Source organism: Micromonospora coxensis, assembly GCF_900090295.1.
In the GTDB taxonomy this organism is placed as follows: Bacteria; Actinomycetota; Actinomycetes; order Mycobacteriales; family Micromonosporaceae; genus Micromonospora; species Micromonospora coxensis.
In genome coordinates, this window is record NZ_LT607753.1 from 2,643,997 (window position 1) to 2,662,085 (window position 18,089).

Annotated in this window: 15 protein-coding genes and 1 pseudogene; 7 read left to right on the plus strand and 9 right to left on the minus strand. The window is 72.5% G+C overall.

Translation table 11 applies throughout. The annotated features are described in order from the left end of the window. Positions 1-12 precede the first annotated feature (12 nt). The gene (locus GA0070614_RS11830; RefSeq protein ID WP_088976004.1) at positions 13-1,305 is read right to left on the minus strand and encodes a cell division protein PerM; all 1,293 of its coding nucleotides are present in this window, start codon (positions 1,303-1,305) and stop codon (positions 13-15) included. 156 nt (positions 1,306-1,461) lie between these two features. On the opposite strand from GA0070614_RS11830, the gene GA0070614_RS11835 reads away from it, so the two are divergent. Further along, the gene (locus tag GA0070614_RS11835; protein ID WP_088976005.1) at positions 1,462-1,728 is read left to right on the plus strand and encodes a hypothetical protein; all 267 of its coding nucleotides are present in this window, start codon (positions 1,462-1,464) and stop codon (positions 1,726-1,728) included. Positions 1,729-1,898: 170 nt separating this feature from the next. On the opposite strand, the gene sucD is transcribed toward GA0070614_RS11835, so the two are convergent. From sucD to GA0070614_RS11850, 3 genes are all read right to left on the minus strand, one after another. Further along, positions 1,899-2,786 (minus strand): succinate--CoA ligase subunit alpha, encoded by an 888-nt coding sequence (sucD, locus tag GA0070614_RS11840; protein ID WP_088976006.1) that lies wholly within the window; start codon positions 2,784-2,786, stop codon positions 1,899-1,901. A 2-nt stretch (positions 2,787-2,788) separates the two neighbouring features. Next, positions 2,789-3,967: an ADP-forming succinate--CoA ligase subunit beta gene (gene sucC / locus GA0070614_RS11845; RefSeq protein ID WP_088976007.1), complete on the minus strand. Its 1,179-nt coding sequence runs from the start codon at positions 3,965-3,967 to the stop codon at positions 2,789-2,791. A gap of 555 nt (positions 3,968-4,522) precedes the next feature. Further along, positions 4,523-4,927, minus strand: coding sequence for a cobalamin B12-binding domain-containing protein (locus GA0070614_RS11850; protein WP_088976008.1), 405 nt, complete (start codon positions 4,925-4,927; stop codon positions 4,523-4,525). A 385-nt stretch (positions 4,928-5,312) separates the two neighbouring features. On the opposite strand from GA0070614_RS11850, the pseudogene GA0070614_RS11855 reads away from it, so the two are divergent. Both GA0070614_RS11855 and GA0070614_RS11860 read left to right on the plus strand, forming a co-directional pair. Then, positions 5,313-6,028: pseudogene (locus GA0070614_RS11855) on the plus strand (M23 family metallopeptidase). A 262-nt stretch (positions 6,029-6,290) separates the two neighbouring features. Beyond that, positions 6,291-7,067, plus strand: a complete 777-nt coding sequence (locus GA0070614_RS11860) for a M23 family metallopeptidase (protein WP_088976010.1) — start codon at positions 6,291-6,293, stop codon at positions 7,065-7,067. Positions 7,068-7,214: 147 nt separating this feature from the next. On the opposite strand, the gene pcrA is transcribed toward GA0070614_RS11860, so the two are convergent. Continuing rightward, positions 7,215-9,620, minus strand: coding sequence for a DNA helicase PcrA (pcrA, locus tag GA0070614_RS11865; protein WP_088976011.1), 2,406 nt, complete (start codon positions 9,618-9,620; stop codon positions 7,215-7,217). A gap of 184 nt (positions 9,621-9,804) precedes the next feature. On the opposite strand from pcrA, the gene GA0070614_RS11870 reads away from it, so the two are divergent. The 4 genes from GA0070614_RS11870 (at position 9,805) to GA0070614_RS30210 (ending at position 14,783) form a co-directional block, all read left to right on the plus strand. Further along, on the plus strand, positions 9,805-11,658 hold the full coding sequence (locus GA0070614_RS11870; protein ID WP_088976012.1) for a bifunctional metallophosphatase/5'-nucleotidase: 1,854 nt from the start codon (positions 9,805-9,807) through the stop codon (positions 11,656-11,658). 260 nt (positions 11,659-11,918) lie between these two features. Continuing rightward, positions 11,919-12,263, plus strand: a complete 345-nt coding sequence (locus tag GA0070614_RS11875) for a chorismate mutase (protein ID WP_088976013.1) — start codon at positions 11,919-11,921, stop codon at positions 12,261-12,263. A 483-nt stretch (positions 12,264-12,746) separates the two neighbouring features. Then, on the plus strand, positions 12,747-14,561 hold the full coding sequence (locus tag GA0070614_RS11880) for a BTAD domain-containing putative transcriptional regulator (protein ID WP_172892421.1): 1,815 nt from the start codon (positions 12,747-12,749) through the stop codon (positions 14,559-14,561). A gap of 33 nt (positions 14,562-14,594) precedes the next feature. Then, positions 14,595-14,783: a hypothetical protein gene (locus GA0070614_RS30210; protein ID WP_157744986.1), complete on the plus strand. Its 189-nt coding sequence runs from the start codon at positions 14,595-14,597 to the stop codon at positions 14,781-14,783. 79 nt (positions 14,784-14,862) lie between these two features. Here the strand turns inward: GA0070614_RS30210 and GA0070614_RS11885 are convergent, their stop codons facing one another. The 4 genes from GA0070614_RS11885 to GA0070614_RS11900 all read right to left on the minus strand — a co-directional run bounded on the left by GA0070614_RS11885 (position 14,863) and on the right by GA0070614_RS11900 (position 18,083). Beyond that, positions 14,863-15,060 carry a hypothetical protein gene (locus GA0070614_RS11885; protein WP_088976015.1) on the minus strand — a complete coding sequence of 66 codons (198 nt, stop codon included), beginning with the start codon at positions 15,058-15,060 and terminating at the stop codon, positions 14,863-14,865. A 78-nt stretch (positions 15,061-15,138) separates the two neighbouring features. Next, positions 15,139-15,684: a S26 family signal peptidase gene (locus tag GA0070614_RS11890; RefSeq protein ID WP_088976016.1), complete on the minus strand. Its 546-nt coding sequence runs from the start codon at positions 15,682-15,684 to the stop codon at positions 15,139-15,141. Continuing rightward, complete coding sequence (locus GA0070614_RS11895) at positions 15,681-16,223, minus strand: MauE/DoxX family redox-associated membrane protein (protein WP_088976017.1); 543 nt, start codon at positions 16,221-16,223, stop codon at positions 15,681-15,683. The genes GA0070614_RS11890 and GA0070614_RS11895 overlap by 4 nt, the downstream gene beginning before the upstream one ends. 9 nt (positions 16,224-16,232) lie before the next feature. After that, the gene (locus GA0070614_RS11900; protein ID WP_088976018.1) at positions 16,233-18,083 is read right to left on the minus strand and encodes an ABC transporter ATP-binding protein; all 1,851 of its coding nucleotides are present in this window, start codon (positions 18,081-18,083) and stop codon (positions 16,233-16,235) included. Positions 18,084-18,089 lie beyond the last annotated feature (6 nt).

An 18,089-nucleotide genomic window follows, 5' to 3' on the forward strand; every position in this document is an offset into this window, starting at 1 on the left:
GCGCGGACCGGGTCAGGGGCGTGACGCCGGGCGGGCCAGGACCTTGCCGGCCGCCGCCCCGAGCAGCGCGCCGACCGCCACCACCGCGGTGGCCACCAGCCCCACCTGCCAGGGCACCGGCCCGATCTCGGCCAACCGGCCACCACCGAGCGGACCGCCGGAGGCCGCGGCGGCGAGGCCGGCGAGCAGACCGACCACCGGCCCGGCGAGCGCCGCCGGCCCGAGCAGCGCCGGCCAGCCGGGCTCGGCCCGGTCGTCGGCCGCCGGGCGCAGCAGCCGGCGCGAGAGCAGCCAGCCGGCGGCCATCCCGGCCAGTACCGGCACCGCGAGCAGGGCCGCGCCGAGCCCGTCGACCGGGCCGCTGGGCAGGCCGGCGAGCAGGGGTACGGCCGGCAGCGCGCCCACCGTCACCTCGCTGGTGCGGATCGCCGTGCCGGTGCCGACGGCGAACCCGGGACCGAGGAGGTAGGCGGTCGACCAGACCGTGGCGTTGGGCGCGTAGGCGAGGCTGACCAGGGTGATCCCGGCCTGCCCGGCCACCCCGGTGCGGTACGCCCCGATCATGTCGGCGGCGTCGCCCCCGCCGGTCGCCACCGCCAGCCCGGCCGCCCCGGCGCCCGCCCCGAACAGCAGCAGCCCGGCCACCAGCCCGGTACGCACACCGTCGCGCAGCACCGCCGGCGCGCGCTCGGCCAGCAGACCGGCGACACCGGTGGTGCGTACCGACCCGACCAGCGCGGCCAACGTGCCGAAGACGGCGTACGTGAGCCCGGCGCGGACCGGGGAGACGCTCAGCCCACCCGTGCCGACCAGCACCGCGGCGAGGACGCCGAGCAGCGCGTACCCGATGCCGACCGCGCCCGCGGCGGTGAGCGCCTGCCGGGGCGAGCGTCCCCCGCGCGCGCCCATGGCCCGGCTGGTGTGCACCCCCGCCCGGGTCAACCGCCAGAGCACCAGCGCCGAGAGCGCCAGCGGGACGAGACCGAGCGGGCCGGCCTCGGTGCGCAGCGGCACGCCGTGGCCGAGCAGCCAGCCGGCCAGCCCGACGCGCAGCGCGCCGGTGACGGAGGCGGCGTCCTCGCTGAGCTGGGCCAACCCCAGCACCAGGGCGACCGGCAGGTACGACGTGAGCGCCGCCCAGCCGGCGGCGAACACGGCGGCGACGGCGAGCGGCGCCCGACTCCGCGACGACTCGGACCGGCGGGGAGCGGGCACCCGGGAACCCGACGCCGGCCGGCCGGGCGGACGGGCGTCGGCGCGGACGCCGGCGGGACGGCGGGGCTGATCAGGGGTGACCGAGGACATCGGGTCTACTCTGGCACGCCGCGCGGGCGACGGCTGCCCGGCGGGGCCGCCCGGTGGCGGCGAGTTCCCCGATCCGCCGGTCCCCGGGCCTCGATCCGGTTTAGCCTCGGCGCAGGACGCGACCGACGTCGCGGCACCGAGCGCTGGGAGGCAGCCGTGACCGCTCCGTACCCGCCGCCCCCGCCGCCACCCGCGGCCGGGAAGGACCGCACCACCCTGTGGGGCGTCCTCGGCATCGTCCTCGGGCTGATCTGCTGCGGCATCCTGGGCATCATCTTCGGCTACCTGTCGATCCGGGACGCGAAGCGGTACGGCCAGTCGCCGCTGCTCGGCTACCTGGCCATCGCCTTCGGCGTGCTCAACATCATCGGCACCGCGATCTGGCGGGCCAGCGGGACGTACCCGCTCTGGAACGACAACTGAGGGGGCCGACCGTCGCCGGTCGACCCCCTCGATGTTCCACCCGCCCGCTCGGCGGCCGACTGCGTGTCCTCCGGCCGCTCGGCGGTCGGGGCGGTGCCTGATCCGGCCGCTCAGCGGCCGGCGGTATCCCTAACGGCAGTTCAGCGGCCGACCGTGCCTCATCCGGCCGCTCAGCGGCCGGACATGATCTCCCGCATCAGCTTGGCGGTCTCGGTCGGGGTCTTGCCGACCTTGACGCCGACGGCCTCCAGCGCCTCCTTCTTCGCCTCGGCGGTGCCCGCCGAGCCGGAGATGATCGCGCCGGCGTGCCCCATGGTCTTGCCGGGGGGCGCGGTGAAGCCGGCGATGTAGCCGACCACCGGCTTGGTGACGTTGGCCTTGATGAACTCGGCGGCCCGCTCCTCGGCGTCGCCGCCGATCTCACCGATCATCACGATGGCGTCGGTCTCCGGGTCGGCCTCGAACGCGGCGAGGGCGTCGATGTGGGTGGTCCCGATGATCGGGTCACCGCCGATGCCCACGCAGGTCGAGAAGCCGATGTCCCGCAGCTCGTACATCATCTGGTAGGTCAGCGTGCCGCTCTTGCTGACCAGGCCGATCCGGCCGGTGCCGGTGATGTCGGCCGGGATGATGCCGGCGTTGGACGCGCCCGGCGAGGCGATGCCGGGGCAGTTCGGGCCGATGATCCGGGTCTTGGCGCCCTTGCTCACGTTGTACGCCCAGAAGGCGGCGGTGTCGTGCACCGGGACGCCCTCGGTGATCACCACGGCCAGCGGGATCTCGGCGTCGATCGCCTCGACCACCGCGCCCTTGGTGAACTGCGGCGGCACGAAGATGACGGTGACGTCGGCCCCGGTCTCCTTCATCGCGTCCGCGACGGAGGCGAAGACGGGCAGCTCGGCGCCGTCGAAGTCGACGGTCGTGCCCGCCTTGCGCGGGTTGACGCCACCGACGACGTTGGTGCCCGCGGCGAGCATCCGCCGGGTGTGCTTCATGCCCTCGGAACCGGTCATCCCCTGGACGATGACCTTCGACTCCTTGGTCAGCCAGATAGCCATGATCAGACCCCCGCCGCCGCCAGCTCGGCGGCCTTCTCGGCCGCGCCGTCCATGGTGTCGACCCGCTGGATCAGCGGGTTGTTCGCGCCGTCGAGGATCGCCCGACCGGCCTCGGCGTTGTTGCCGTCGAGGCGGACGACCAGCGGCTTGGTGGCCTTCTCGCCACGCTGCTCCAGCAGGGCCAGCGCCTGGACGATGCCGTTGGCGACGGCGTCGCAGGCGGTGATGCCGCCGAAGACGTTGACGAAGACGCTCTTCACCGACGGGTCGGAGAGCACGATCTCCAGGCCGTTCGCCATCACCTCGGCGCTCGCGCCGCCGCCGATGTCGAGGAAGTTGGCCGGCTTGACGCCGCCGTGCCGCTCGCCCGCGTACGCGACCACGTCGAGCGTCGACATGACCAGGCCCGCGCCGTTGCCGATGATGCCGACCTCGCCGTCGAGCTTGACGTAGTTGAGGTCCTTCTCCTTGGCGGCCTGCTCCAGCGGGTCCACGGTGGCCTGGTCGACCAGGGCCTCGTGGTCCGGGTGCCGGAAGCCGGCGTTCTCGTCGAGGCTGATCTTGGCGTCGAGCAGCAGCAGCTTGCCCTCGCCCGTCTTGGCCAGCGGGTTCACCTCGACCAGCGTGGCGTCCTCGGCGACGAACGCCTTCCACAGACCCACCGCGATGTCGACGACCTGGTCGGCGACCTCGGCCGGGAAGTTGGCGGCCTCGACGATCTCCCGGGCCTTGGCCTCGTCGACGCCCTCGACGGCGTCGATCGGGGCCTTGACGACCTTGTCCGGGGTCTCGGCGGCGACCTGCTCGATGTCCATACCGCCGGCGACGCTGGCGATGCAGAGGAAGGTGCGGTTCGCCCGGTCGAGCAGGTACGAGAAGTAGTACTCCTCGGCCACGTCCGCGGTCACGGTGATCATGACCTTGTGGACGGTGTGACCCTTGATGTCCATGCCGAGGATGTCGGTGGCGCGGGCCACCGTCTCCTCCGCGCCCTCGGCCAGCTTGACGCCACCGGCCTTGCCTCGGCCGCCGACCTTCACCTGCGCCTTGACGACCACCCGACCGCCGAGGCGTTCGGCGATCGCGCGGGCCTCCTCCGGGGTAGTGGCGACGCCGCCGGCGAGCACGGGCAAGCCGTGCCGCTCGAACAGGTCCCGCCCCTGGTACTCGTACAGGTCCACGATTGCGCGTCCCGTCCCGTCTCCGCGGCGCGCCGTCGCGCCGCCACCAGCGTTGTGGAAACTCCTTCGACGCCTGTCATCAGTTGAAACAGGCCGTCGGCCGCAGCCTAGCGAGACAGCCACCGCCGGCAACCGAGCGGGTGCGTGGTGTGCGGTAATGCACAGCGCGCCGCAGGCGACTCGCCGGTGGGAACGACCCCGCCCGGAGGGCCCCGGAAGATCCCGGAAAAGTGGCGTAACCCCCTGGTGGGGGCGTCGTTGAGTCTGATGTCGGAGCGCTGATCGAGCGCGGCGACGGGAGCGGCCGATGCCCTGTCGGTCGAGGGGTGGCGGCGGGGCATCGTGCATAGAAGGGCCGGGCGTGTGAGGGGTGCGTCCGGCCCTTCCCCCGTGCCCGGGTTCCGGCTCCGTCTCCCGTCGACGACCACCCGGCCTCCCCGAAGCAGCGATGCGGCGGTGTCCCGGGAGCGGGACACCGCCGCATCGCGACGAGGTGGGTCACCCGGCGCGCCGGCCGCCAGCGGCAGCCGGCCCGGGGACGTGCGGACGCAGCCGTCAGGCGACGGACTGGGCGACGTTCCCCCGGACCCACTCGACGATCGACTGGGTGGTCGCGCCGGGGGTGAAGATTTTCGCCACGCCGAGCTGCTCCAGCTCGGGGATGTCGGCGTCGGGGATGATGCCGCCGCCGAAGACGACGATGTCCCGGGCGTCCCGCTCGGCGAGCAGCTCCAGCACCCGACGGAAGAGGGTCATGTGCGCCCCGGAGAGCACGGAGAGGCCGACCGCGTCGGCGTCCTCCTGGATGGCGGTCTCCACGATCTGCTCCGGCGTCTGGTGCAGGCCGGTGTAGATGACCTCCATGCCGGCGTCGCGGAGGGCGCGCGCGACGACCTTGGCGCCGCGGTCGTGGCCGTCCAGCCCCGGCTTCGCGACGACGACCCGGATACGAGAGCTCATCAGCGCACACCTTTCACGGGCTTGGCGGCTATCACCTGAACGAACGGTAACCGACGGGGCCAGGGCGGGAAATCCGGGCCGCACCCCTATCGTCCACCGGCCCCGCCGGGAAGCCGGACGCCTCCGCCGTTCGGTCACTGTCCGCGACGAACGGGCAGTTAGCGGGACAGCCGTACGGCGGCTGGAGCTATGACATTGGTGGACGGAAAGGGACAGAAAGACTCACCGGTTCGGCGCTTCCGCTTGTGACGGGGGCGGTGGAGGGCTACCGTGTCCACGGTTGTCATCAGGTCCACGGACGGGTGACGACGCGACCAACGGACGTTCGACGGAACCCGCCGGACGGCCGGAGGTGGCATCGGATCCCCGACAACGGAGGGTATGCGTGCGCCAGCGCCTGTCGTCTGAGCCCGATAGATATCGCGGCCGCCGCCGCGTACCCACCCCCCGCGGAGCCGTTACGCCGCGGTCGTCACCACCGCGTTCGTGGGAGCCGGAATCGTCGCGCTCGGCGCGGGCGCCCTCCCCGACAGCAAGACGGTCAGCCCCTCGGTCCTCGACGAGCTCAAGCAGGCGTCGATCACCAGCCAGGACGCGGCGGCCCGTGCCGACGCCGCTGACCGCGCCTCCCGGGACACCGCCCGGGACTCCCAGGTCAGCGCCACCGAGCAGGACCCGTGGCTGCTCCCCCTGCAGGGCTACGACTTCAACTCCCCGTACGGGATGCGCTGGGGCAAGCTGCACACCGGCATCGACCTGGTCGCGCCGGAGGGCACCCCCTACGTCGCCATCCACTCCGGCACGGTCACCAAGGCCGGCTGGTTCGGCGGGTACGGCTACGCGGTGATCGTCCAGCACGCCGACGGCAGCGAGGCCATCTACGGCCACTCCTCCTCGGTCAGCGTCCGGGAGGGTCAGCAGGTCAAGGCGGGCGACCAGCTCGGCCTGGTGGGCAACACCGGCCACTCCTACGGCTCCCACCTGCACCTGGAGATCCATGTCAAGGGCGAGCCGCTGGACCCGGTGCCGTGGCTCCAGGAGCGCGGAGTGGACATCAAGCTGCAAGTCGAGGCGTACTACAGCGAGGTAGCGGCTTCCTGACGCTCCGTATCGCCCGTTGACCGCCCGGATCGCTCGATCCGGGCGGTTTCTCGTGCGCCGAAGTCTGCTACGTCACACCGGCGAGTGTGACCGACACCACCGGCACACAAGATCACAGAACCGCGCAATCTCCACCGGAGAGGCACGAAGGCGGCGAGATGCGCCGGCCCGCTCGGGTCACCCACTGGTGCCGGTACCCGCCACGGACCCGGCCTACACCCAGGATGGGCAGGTCCCGCCCCCGAGTGTGTGAAGGTCCGACGTGCAGGAAGACAACAACACCCGCAACGAGAAGATCGCTGCCGCCCCGGCGCGGCACCGGCGCCCGCGCCGCCCTGGGCGCGCCCTCGTCGTCGGCGCGGTCGCCCTGGTCGGCCTCGGCCTCGCCGGCGCCTCGGCCGTCGCGCTCGACGCCGACGACCGCCCCGCCCCGACCGCCGTCGCGCTCGACGCCCAGGCCCGGGCCGAGGCCGACGCCCGCGCCGACCGCTCGGACCGGGAGCCGATCGCCCCGGCCGGCCCGTCGGTCACCGCCAGCCCGACCACGGCGAGCCCGAGCGCCAGCCCGACGCCGAAGCCCACCAGGAAGGCCACCCCGAAGCCCACGCCGACGCGGACCGCGACGGCGAAGCCGAAGCCGTCCTGGGTCCTCCCGATGAAGGGCGCGGAGATCACCTCCTGCTACGGCCCGCGCTGGGGCACCCTGCACGCCGGCATCGACTTCGCCATGCCCGCCGGCACCCCGGTCCGCGCCGCCTTCGGCGGCACCGTCGAGAAGGCCGGCGACGTCGGCGACGGGTACGGCATCTCCGTCGTGGTCGACCACGGCAACGGCTACCTGACCCACTACGCCCACCTGAGCACCGCCAAGGTGAGCGTGGGCGAGAAGGTGGGGGCCGGGGAGACCATCGGCCTGGAGGGCTCCACCGGCGACTCCACCGGTCCGCACCTGCACTTCGAGGTGCACCAGGGCCAGATGTGGAACCAGATCGACCCGGGGCCGTTCCTGCGCGCCCGGGGCCTCGACGTGGGCTGCTGACGCCACGCCGCGCCCGCCGTTGCGCCCCCGAGGCTCGCGGCGGCGCGGCCGTCGGACGGCGACCCCGACCCACGAGGGCCGCAGCGCCGCGGGCGACAGGCGAGGGCCCGGCCCGGCGGTGTGCCGGAGCCGGGCCCCTCGCGTCGGTCAGAGCTTGTCGATCGGGGCGTGCCGGAGCACCAGCCACATGGTCTGCTCGCCGAAGTCGATCTGCGCCCGCGCGCCCGGTCCGTGCCCCTCCACGGCCAGCACCCGGCCCAGCCCGTAGCGCTGGTGGTTGACCCGGTCGCCGACCGCGACCTTCGGCCCCTGCGGCAGCTCGCTGGCGGTGGCCAGCCGGCTGGCGTCCACCCCGAGCCGCTTGGCGAGCTGCGCCGCCTTCGGCGTACCCCCGGTGAAGCCGCCACGCCCGCCGGGCGCGCGGTCCGCGCGACCCCCGACGCCGCCGCCCCCGCCGGCCCACGAGGTGTACGACCCCTCGGTGCGCTCCCAGCGGACCAGCTCCGGCGGCAGCTCCTCCAGGAACCGCGACGGCGGGTTGTAGGCCGGCTGCCCCCACGCCGAGCGGGTGACCGCGCGGGACAGGTGCAGCCGCTGCCGGGCCCGGGTGATGCCGACGTACGCCAGCCGCCGCTCCTCCTCCAGCTCGCGGGTGTCGCCGAGCGAGCGCAGGTGCGGGAAGACGCCGTCCTCCAGGCCGGTCAGGAAGACCACCGGGAACTCCAGCCCCTTGGCGGTGTGCAGCGTCATCAGGGTGACCACGCCCTGGTGGTCGGGGTCGTCGGAGGGGATCTGGTCGGCGTCGGCGACCAGCGCCACCTGCTCCAGGAAGCCGGCCACCGTGGCCCGCTCCCCCTCCTCGGCGGTCGCCTCGATCCGCTCGGTGTACTCCCGGGCGACGCTGACCAACTCCTGGAGGTTGTCCACCCGGCCGGCGTCCTGCGGGTCGAGGCTCTCCTCCAGCTCGGTGAGGTAGCCGGAGCGGGTGAGCAGCGCCTCCAGTACCTCCTCCGGCGTGCCGGTCCCGGCGAGTTCCCGGGCGCCGTCGAGCAGCGCGACGAACTCGGCGATGCCGTTGGCCGCCCGGGTGGAGATGCCCGGGGCGTCCTTCGCCCGGCGCAGCGCGGCCCCGAAGGAGATGCGGTCCCGGCTGGAGAGCGCCTCCACGCAGGCCTCGGCCCGCTCGCCGATGCCCCGGCGGGGGGTGTTCAGGATCCGGCGCAGGCTCACCGTGTCGTCGTCGTTGACCACCGCGCGCAGGTAGGCCAGCGCGTCACGGACCTCCTTGCGCTCGTAGAAGCGCACCCCGCCGACCACCTTGTACGGCAGGCCGACCCGGATGAACACCTCCTCGAAGACCCGGGACTGGGCGTTGGTGCGGTAGAAGACGGCCACGTCGCCGGGGCGGGTGTCGCCGGAGTCGACCAGCCGGTCGATCTCCCGGGCCACCCAGTCCGCCTCGGCGTGCTCGGTGTCGGCGACGTAACCGACGATCTGCTCCCCCGCGCCCGCGTCGCTCCACAGCCGCTTCGGCTTGCGGGAGGTGTTGCGGTCGATCACCGCGTTCGCCGCGTTGAGGATGGTCTGGGTGGAGCGGTAGTTCTGCTCCAGCAGGATCGTCCGGGCGTCGGTGAAGTCCCGCTCGAACTCCAGGATGTTGCGGATCGTCGCGCCCCGGAACGCGTAGATCGACTGGTCGGCGTCACCGACCACGCAGAGCTCCGCCGGCTCCACCCCCTCGGTGCCGGAGACCAGCTCCTTGATCAGCACGTACTGGGCGTGGTTGGTGTCCTGGTACTCGTCGACCAGCACGTGCCGGAACCGACGGCGGTAGCTCTCCGCGACGTGCGGGTGCGACTGGAGCAGGTGGACCGTCGTCATGATCAGGTCGTCGAAGTCCAGCGCGTGCGCCTCGCGCAGCCGCCGCTGGTAGAGGGTGTACGCCTCGGCGAGAGCCCGCTCGTTGGGCCCCTTGGCCCGGCCGGCGAACTCCTCCGGGTCGACCAGTTCGTTCTTCAGGTTGGAGACCTGGGCGGCCAGCCCTCGCGCCGGGTAGCGCTTCGGGTCGAGGTCCAACTCCCGGGCGACCATCTGCATCAGCCGGCGCGAGTCGTCCGCGTCGTAGATGGAGAAGGTGGACTTGAGCCCGGCGTGCTCGTGCTCGGCGCGCAGGATCCGTACGCAGGCGGAGTGGAAGGTGGAGACCCACATCAGCCGGGCGCGCGGGCCGACCAGGTTGGCCACCCGCTCCTTCATCTCCCCGGCGGCCTTGTTGGTGAAGGTGATCGCGATGATCTCGCCCGGGTGCACGTCCCGCGCCGCGAGCAGGTAGGCGATCCGGTGGGTGAGCACCCGGGTCTTGCCGGAACCGGCGCCGGCCACGATCAGCAGCGGCGAGCCGGCGTGGGTGACCGCGTCCCGCTGGGGGCCGTTCAACCCCTCGACCAACTGCTGCGGATCGAGGTGCGAGACGGCGGAACCCGGCCGACGCGGCGGGGTCCGGGCCGGCTCGGGCGCGGGCGGGGACGCGGGGATGTCGAAGAGAGGATGCATCGCACGGCGAGTCTATGCCGCCGGCCGGACACTTCCCGCCCGCGCACGCCCCGCCGTGACACCGTCACGCGGCGGACTGAGACGAACCTGTCACGGTGTCGCCCCTGGCGTGTTCGTACCCGACCCGGGACGATGACGCGGAAACCCCCGACTACTCCCCCGTACACGACTTGGGAGAACAACCATGAGTCAACCGCGCTCGCGCGGTCGGGCCCTGCTGCGTCACCTCGCCGTGCCGGCCCTCGCGCTGGCCGTCGTGGCCAGCCTGCCCGCCACCGGACGGCCCGGACCGCAACCGGCCGCCACCGACGACACGGCCGGGCTCGTGCCGGTCGCCGTCTCCTACGCCGCGCCCCGCGGCGGCGAGATCAAGGGCCAGTTCCTCAGCTACAACGACTTCCACGGCGCCATCGACCCGCCCGGCGGCAGCGGCGCCGCGGTCAACGGCACCCCCGCCGGCGGCGTCGAGTACCTCGCCACCTGGCTGAGGAAGCTGCGCGCCGAGGCGAAGGCCGAGGGACGGGGCACCACCACCGTCGGCGCCGGTGACCTGATCGGCGCCACCCCGCTGGTCAGCGCCGCCTTCCACGACGAGCCGACGATCGAGCTGATGGACGAGGTCGGGCTGGACATCAGCTCGGTCGGCAACCACGAGTTCGACGAGGGCGTCGACGAGCTGATCCGGATCGACAAGGGCGGCTGCCACCCGGTCGACGGCTGCGCCGACGGCGACGGGTTCGCCGGGGCGGAGTTCACCTACCTGGCCGCCAACACCATCAGCAAGAAGACCAAGCTGCCGATCCTGCCGCCGATCGACGTGCGCTTCGTCGGGGGTGTGCCGGTCGGCTTCGTCGGGGTCACCCTGGAGGGCACCCCGGGCATCGTCAACCCGGCCGGGATCAAGGACGTCACCTTCACCGACGAGGTCCAGACCGCCAACAAGTGGGGCGGGCTGCTGAAGCTCTTCGGCGTCAAGGCGATGGTGCTGCTGGTGCACGAGGGCGGGGCCCAGAGCCCGCCGCCCGCCGCTCCCGGCGTCTCCGACTGCGCCAACTTCTCCGGCCCGATCGTGGACATCGTGCGCGGCCTGCGGCCCGAGTTCGGCGTGGTGGTCTCCGGACACACCCACCGCTTCTACTCCTGCTCGCTGCCGAACTCCTCCGGCGCGCAGAGCGTCGTCACCAGCGCCGGCAGCAACGGCCAGCTGATCACCGACATCGACTACTCGCTGGACCGGCGCACCGGCCGGTTCACCAGCATCACCGCGAAGAACGTGATCGTGGAGAACGGCGTCCGCAACGCCGACGGCACCTGGCAGCAGAGCGCCCCCGGCGTCTACGTCCGCAACCCGGACCTGGTCGACCCGGGCGCGAAGGCGCTGGCCGACAAGTACCGGGCGGCGGTCGCCCCGATCGCCAACCGGGTGGTCGGCCGGATCAGCGCGGACATCGTCCGCGACGCCCGCCCGAACGGGGAGAGCCCGCTCGGCGACGTGATCGCCGACGCGCAGCTCGCGTACACCAGGGGCGACGGGGCGCAGCTGGCGCTGATGAACCCGGGCGGGGTCCGGGCCTCCCTGTCGTACGGGGCGTCGGCCGGGGGCGAGGCCCCGGGCGAGGTGACCTACGGCGAGGCATTCAGCGTCCAGCCGTTCAACAACCTCGTGGTCACCCAGACGCTGACCGGCGCACAGCTCAAGAACGTGCTGGAGCAGCAGTTCGTCGGCTTCAACGGGCAGACCACCCAGCGGATCCTGCAGCCGTCGGCCGGGCTGACCTACTCCTACGACACCACCGCCCCGGCGGGCTCCCGGGTCAGCGCGCTGGCGCTGAACGGCGTCCCGGTCGACCCGGCGGCCGGCTACCGGGTCACCACGAACGACTTCCTCGCCAACGGCGGGGACGGGTTCACCGAACTGAGGGCGGGCACCGGCCGTACCACCGCTCCCGGCTTCGACGTGGACGCGCTGATCGCGTACCTGGGCGCCGGCGCTCCGGTGGGGCCGGGCCCGGCCGACCGGATCACCCGGCTGGGCTGAGCGGACGTCACACGGCCCCGCGCGCCGGGGCCGTGTGACGTCCCACGTGTTGGCGTTTCCTTGCGCCGCCGCCCCGACGGTCGGCATACTCGATCCCGTGTTCGGTCAGCGCGTCTTCTTTTACTACGGCACCGGGAGTCCGGCAGCCGTGGGTCGCGCCTGATCGACAGACCTACGAGAAAGCCCCGGGCTCCTGGAGCCCGGGGCTTTCTCCGTTCCGGGATCCCGACACCGGGCACGACGTCAGGAAGGTACGACCGATGATGACAGACGTGGCGGAACAGAGCGGCGACACGACGGACACGCAGGCGGGCGAGGCCGGCGGGGACACCGCGGCCCGCTTCGGCACCGACGAGCCGGGGGCCGCGGCCCGGATCGCCGCCATCCGCGAGCGCATCGACGAGATCGACCGGACGATGATCGCGCTCTGGCAGGAGCGGGCCGAACTGTCCCGGGAGGTCGGCGCCACCCGGATGGCCTCCGGCGGCACCCGCCTCGTGCTCTCCCGGGAACGGGAGATCCTGGAACGCTTCCGCCACGCGCTCGGCGCGGACGGCACCCAGCTCGCCCTGCTCCTGCTGCGGGCCGGCCGCGGGCCGCTGTAGCACCCGCCGTACCGCCTCACGCCGCGCCGGTCCGGCCCGGGCCGCCGGTCGACATGTCGCCACCACGCCCGACCGGGCAGCGTCATCCGCTGCCCGGTCGGATCGGCACGGCTGTCCGGCAGCTGACGCCTCCCCGGCGGGCGTCCGACGACGTCGGTGGCCGGCGGGATCGGCGAACGCAGCCCGACGACACGCGGCAATCCCCTGTACGGTCGTCATGCCAACGCATTGACGTCGGACTTCGTCGACGCTGCCGGTAATTCGCCACGGACAGCCTTGGATCTGAATCGGAATCGGTTGTACTCTGCCGACACCCGCGTCGGGTGGCACGTGACGAGCGGTTGATCTTTTCCGCTTCTCATCGACCTTCGCGGCACAACTGAAGATGTCAGTCATCGTCACGGGGGACGTATGAATGTCGAGTTCAAGATCCTGGGAACTGTCGAAGTTCTCCAGGACGGAGTGCCTGCGATCCTGAACGGGATGAAACCGCGCCAGTTGCTGACGGCGCTGCTCCTCACTCCGAACCGTATCGTCTCGATAGGTTGTCTGGTCGACGCGCTCTGGGGAGACGAGCCTCCACGTTCGGCGGCGCAGAACCTCCGTACCTACGCGACCGTCATCCGCCGCAACCTGGTGGGTACGGAGTGCGGCCTGACCACCTCCCAGGCGGGTTTCCGGCTCCGGCTTCCGCCTGGTCGCCTCGACAGCGAGCAGTTCGCCGTCTCGGTCACGGCCGCCCGCGTCGCGCTCGCCGACGAGCGGACGGAGCGGGCCGTGACGTTGTTCACCGATGCGCTGGACCGCTGGCGGGGCCCCGCCGGCCAGGGCCTGCCGCGCGACAGTTGGCTCGGCGCGGCGCTGGGAGCCCTGGACGAGCAGCGACTCACGGTGCTGGAGGAGCGTGCCGAGGCGCAGCTGCGTCTGGGGCAGCACCGCGAGGTGGCCGCCGTGCTGCCTCGTCTCGTCGGCGACCACCCGCTGCGCGAGCGGATGTGGCGACTGCTGATGCTGGCGCAGTACCGCAGCGGAGCCGTCGGCGCGGCCCTGGAGAGTTACACCCACGCCCGGTCCTGCCTCGTCGAACACCTCGGCGTCGAACCGGATCAGGAGCTGCAGGCGCTGCACCGGGCGATCCTGCGACGCGATCCCGAGCTGGCTCCACCCGCCGACTCGGTGGCGCCGGCCCGGCCTCCGGCACGCACGCCCGGACCGGTCACCACGCCGACGGACCCGTGCCCGCCCCGCCATCTTCCCGCGCCGCACGTCGTCTTCGTCGGTCGGGACCGTACCCTGGCCGAACTCGCCGACCTGCTCGCGCAGCCCACCCCGGGTCGCGCGGTGACGCTCGGCATCCACGGCACGGCCGGGATCGGGAAGTCCGCGCTCGCGCTCCAGGTGGCGCACGCCGCGGCCCGCCACTTCCCCGACGGGCAGTTCTACGTGGACATGCGCGACGACCGCGATGCCGATGGCGACGTCTCGATCGTCCGGACCGTGCACCGGGTGCTCCGCGCCGCCGGGCAGGCCGGCCCGCTGCCGGGGGACTTCGTCGAGGCGGCCGCGCTGTTGCGGTCCTGCCTTGCCGGGCGGCGGGTGCTCACCGTGCTCGACAACGCCGCCTCCGCAGCGCACGTCTCCGCGCTGCTGCCGGCACACGAGGGATCTGCGGCCATCGTGACGAGCCAGCCCATCTCGCACTCGCCCGCCCTCAGTCACACCACGGTGCTGGCGCCGCTCGACCGGTCGAGCGCCATGCAGGTGGTGGAGGGGATCATCGGGATCGAACGCGCCTCCGCAGCACGGGCCGCGGTCGCCGACATCGTCGACGCCTGCGCCGGGTTGCCGCTCGCCCTGACCGCCGCGGCGACCCGGCTCGCCGCCAGGACGCACTGGCCGGTGGAGACGACCCGTGACCGGCTGTTGCCGGAGCACCGACGCATCGCCGAACTCAGCCTGGGTGAGATCTCCGTCCGCCGGTCACTGGATCACGCCGTCAACGAGGCGTCGGCGCGTCATCCGCAGGTCGTCCGCACGCTGGCCCGGCTGAGCCGATTCCGGGTCCCCTTCGACCTCGGTATGGCCCTGCACGCCTGCCAGGAACCGGCTGCCGAGACGGAGGCGGTGCTGGAGACCCTCGTCGACTTCGGGTTGCTGAGCACCGCTCCACCGCACCACTACCGGCTGCCGGACCTCATCCGCCTGTTCGCCGCGGAACTGCGTCCGGTGGACGGGAACCAGGGTCCACCGTCGGGCCTGTACGTGATGAACCCCGATCGGTGTATCACGCGCTCGTAGGCTCCACCCACGTCACGACGAGGGGAGGAATGCATGCGGAGACTGGCGGAGAGCATCGGGTACCGGGTGTTGACCCGGTTCCTGCCGACGGCCACCGCCTCGGCGGGAGTGTGCGGCTGCGTGCCCAACGACTGCTGGTGCCGCAGCGGCACGACACGCTGCTGCTGCAAGGCCGACTGCGTCACCGTCACCTGCTGGTGCCCGGCGGGCGGCTGCCGCTGAGCGGCCCGCCGGCACCGTAGACGGGAGTGCCCGCCCAGACACGTCTGGGCGGGCACTCGCGTTGCCGTTGGCGGACGGGTCAGTTGCCGCAGCCGGCCGGGTTGCACCGACAGGTGATGGTCTTGCAGTCCGCACCGCAGGTGCAGTAGGTGCTGCGGAGCTTGTCCTTGCACCAGCCGTCGTACGGGGTGCAGGCGCACGTCCCGGCCGACGCGGTGACGGTCGGCAGGAAGCGGCTGACGATGCGGTAGCCGAGATTTTCGGCGGCCTTGAACATATTGTCCTCCTCTTTCGATCAGGGACGAGACAGAGGTTAGGTCGACCCGCTACAGAATCCGTGCGTGTGCCGTACAGATCAGATGTGCGGGACCATCCGACCCGTTTCACGCGCTGCGGCGGCCCGATGCGGAAAGAGCTTTCCGACCACGACGCCGAGCACCGATTCCTCCTGGACGTAGCCGAACCGCCGGGAGTCCACGCTCGCTGCGCGGTTGTCACCGAGCACGGCGAGGCAGCCTGTGGGCACCCGCCCGCCGAGTTGCGTGCGGTGCGCGGCCAGCTCGGACGGCAGTCGATCCCCCGGCACCGCCACCGCCCGCTTGATGATCCAGGGGTCCTCGACCGCCGCCCTGTCCGGCAGCCGACCGGCCTGCTCGGGCACCCGCCGGCCGTCGGCCCAGCTGTGCAGGCCCCGCCACGGCGGTGGCCGCCGCACGACCACCAACCGGTCACGCGGCACCTCGTCCAGCGGGGCGCGGCGTACCAGCACCAGATCGCCGTGACGCAGGGTCGGCTCCATGCTCGGACCCGCCACCCGTACGGCGAGGTAGCGTCGGCGTAGCCGCACCAGCCCCACGACCGCCGGCACCGCGAGGGCCAGGGCGACGACCGCGCCGGTCATCGCGGCGCCCGTCGGACCGGGCCGACCAGAAGGTCGGCGACGTCGTCGAAGACCACCACCAGCGCGGCCAGCACGACGGCCGCTCCGATGGCGAGGAGCACTCCGCCGGTCGTCGCCGCGCCGTCGGTGACGGCCGCACCGGAGATCAGCCCGGCGACGGCGACCACGATCAACGCCGTGTTCCGGACCAGGTGCCGACGTCCGAACGGCGCCACCTTCGCGCCGAAACAGGGACAGGAGACGCTCCTGCCCCTGGTCGTCACCGCCAGGACGGCGAGCGTGAAGCCCGTGAGGAGCGTCAGTGTGACCACCAGCCCCGACAGCGCGGTGGCCGGCACCAGGACCAGCACCGGCACGAGCGCCTCCGCCGCCACCACCGTCATCGCCACCGGACGGCGAACCTGTCGCGGCACCACCTCCATCGCGGCGAGACCGGCCTCGAAGGCGCGGAACGCCGCGCGGTTGCGCAGCTTCGCGCCCGCCGAGACGGCGAACACCACGAACAGGACCGAGCGGCTCGCGATCCAGAGGTAGACCATGGGGACGTCCTAACCCGCCTGCACCGCGCCACGCTCCTCGGCGTAGCCACGGGCCTGCGTCCGGAAGAGTTCCGCGTAGCTGCCGCCACGCGCCAGCAGGGTTTCGTGGTCGCCGCTCTCGGCCACCACACCGTCGCCCAGCACGACGATCAGGTCCGCGTCCCGGAGCGTGTTCAGGCGGTGCGAGATCACCACACTGGTCGCACCCGACCGGTAGCGACGCAGGCTGCGGGAGACCTCGTGCTCGGCCAGCGGGTCGAGTCCCGCACTGGGCTCGTCGAGGATCATCACGTCGCGGACCTGCCGGACGAAGGCGCGCGCGAGCGCCACCCGCTGCCACTGACCGCCGGACAGGAGCACCCCGGTGTCCGGATCGTCCCGCTCACCCTCGATCTTGAACAGCCGGGTGAGCAGGGTGTCGTACCCGCGAGGCAGCGCGACGAGGTCGTCGTGGATGCCCGCCGTCGAGGCCGCGCGGCGGACCAGGGCCGGATCCTCCGCCGCCCGGACGTCCCCGAAGGCGATGTTGTCGGTGGCCGAGAGGTCGTAGTGCATGAAGTCCTGGAACACCGAGCTGATCCGGCCCCGCAGCTCCTGCACGTCGAGGTGGCGCAGATCGACGCCGTCCCAGAGGATCGCCCCCCGGACGGGGTCGTAGAACCGGCAGAGCAGTTTGACCAGGGTGCTCTTGCCCGCGCCGTTGCGCCCCACCAGGCCCACGGTCGCACCGGCGGGAACGAAGAGGCTCACGCCGCGCAGGATCCAGTCGTGGTCCTCGGAATAGCGGAACCAGACGTCACGGAACTCGATGCCGTGACGCAGTCGGGGGACCGGCACCGGGGCAGCCGACTCCGGAAGGTCCGGACCGGCGGTGACCACCGCCAAGTAGTGACCGAAGAGGATGAGCTGTTCGTTCGCTCGGGCCAGGGAGAGTGCGAGGCTGACCAGTCCGCCCTGCACACCGGCCACGGTCGCCAGGAACAACGTCAGGTCACCGACCGACAGCTGCCCCGCGTACGCCTGCCGCACCGACCAGACGAGTGCGGCACCCGTCACCCCGGCTGCGAGCAGGGCGAGCAGACCCTGCAGGCGCAGCTCGATCACATCCTGACGGCGCCGTACCGCGTTCGCCGTCCGCCGCTCCCGCAGCATGCGGCCCCGCAGGAACGGCCCGGCGCCGAACAACCTGATCTCCTTGGCCGCCTGCACGCTGGCGAGCAGGCCGCTGTAGAAGAACTCGCGGCGCTCCACCGGACCGAGGCCCCACGTCGTCCGTGCTCGGCGTCGTGCCATGGCGACCTCGGCCAACACCACCGGAACCGCCGCCAGCACGACGAGCACGCACATCACCGGGCTGACGACGAGCAGGGACAGCACGAAGCTCAGCACCGTGACCGTCGTGGCGACCACCGACAGCAGGTCGGAGACCATCGAACTCGACGTCACGCCCGCAGCCGTCTGGGCCAGCCGCAGCCGGTCCTGGAACTCCGGCTCCTCGAACCTGGCCAGCCCCTTGAAGCGTTCCACCGCCGCGTACAACTGATCCTGGGCGCGCAGGCCGGTCGCGCGTTCGAGCTGGTCCCGGAAGTACGCCGACAGATGCGGGACGGCACCGGCCAGCAGCCCGACGACCACCAGCGCGACGACCACCGGCATCGGATCCACCCGTGCCCGGCCGGTGGTGATCCCGTCCAGCAGCAGCTTGGTCAGCCAGGCCGCCGCCACCGGGACGACCGCCTGCCCCAGCGCGAGCAGGGCGTAACCGGTCAGGGCGCCCGGTGCCGCCTGGGCCGCCTGGCGGAGCGCCAGCCGTCCGGCCCGCAGTGCGGACCGGACGCTCTGGTCGACGTTCGTCTGCATCACCCG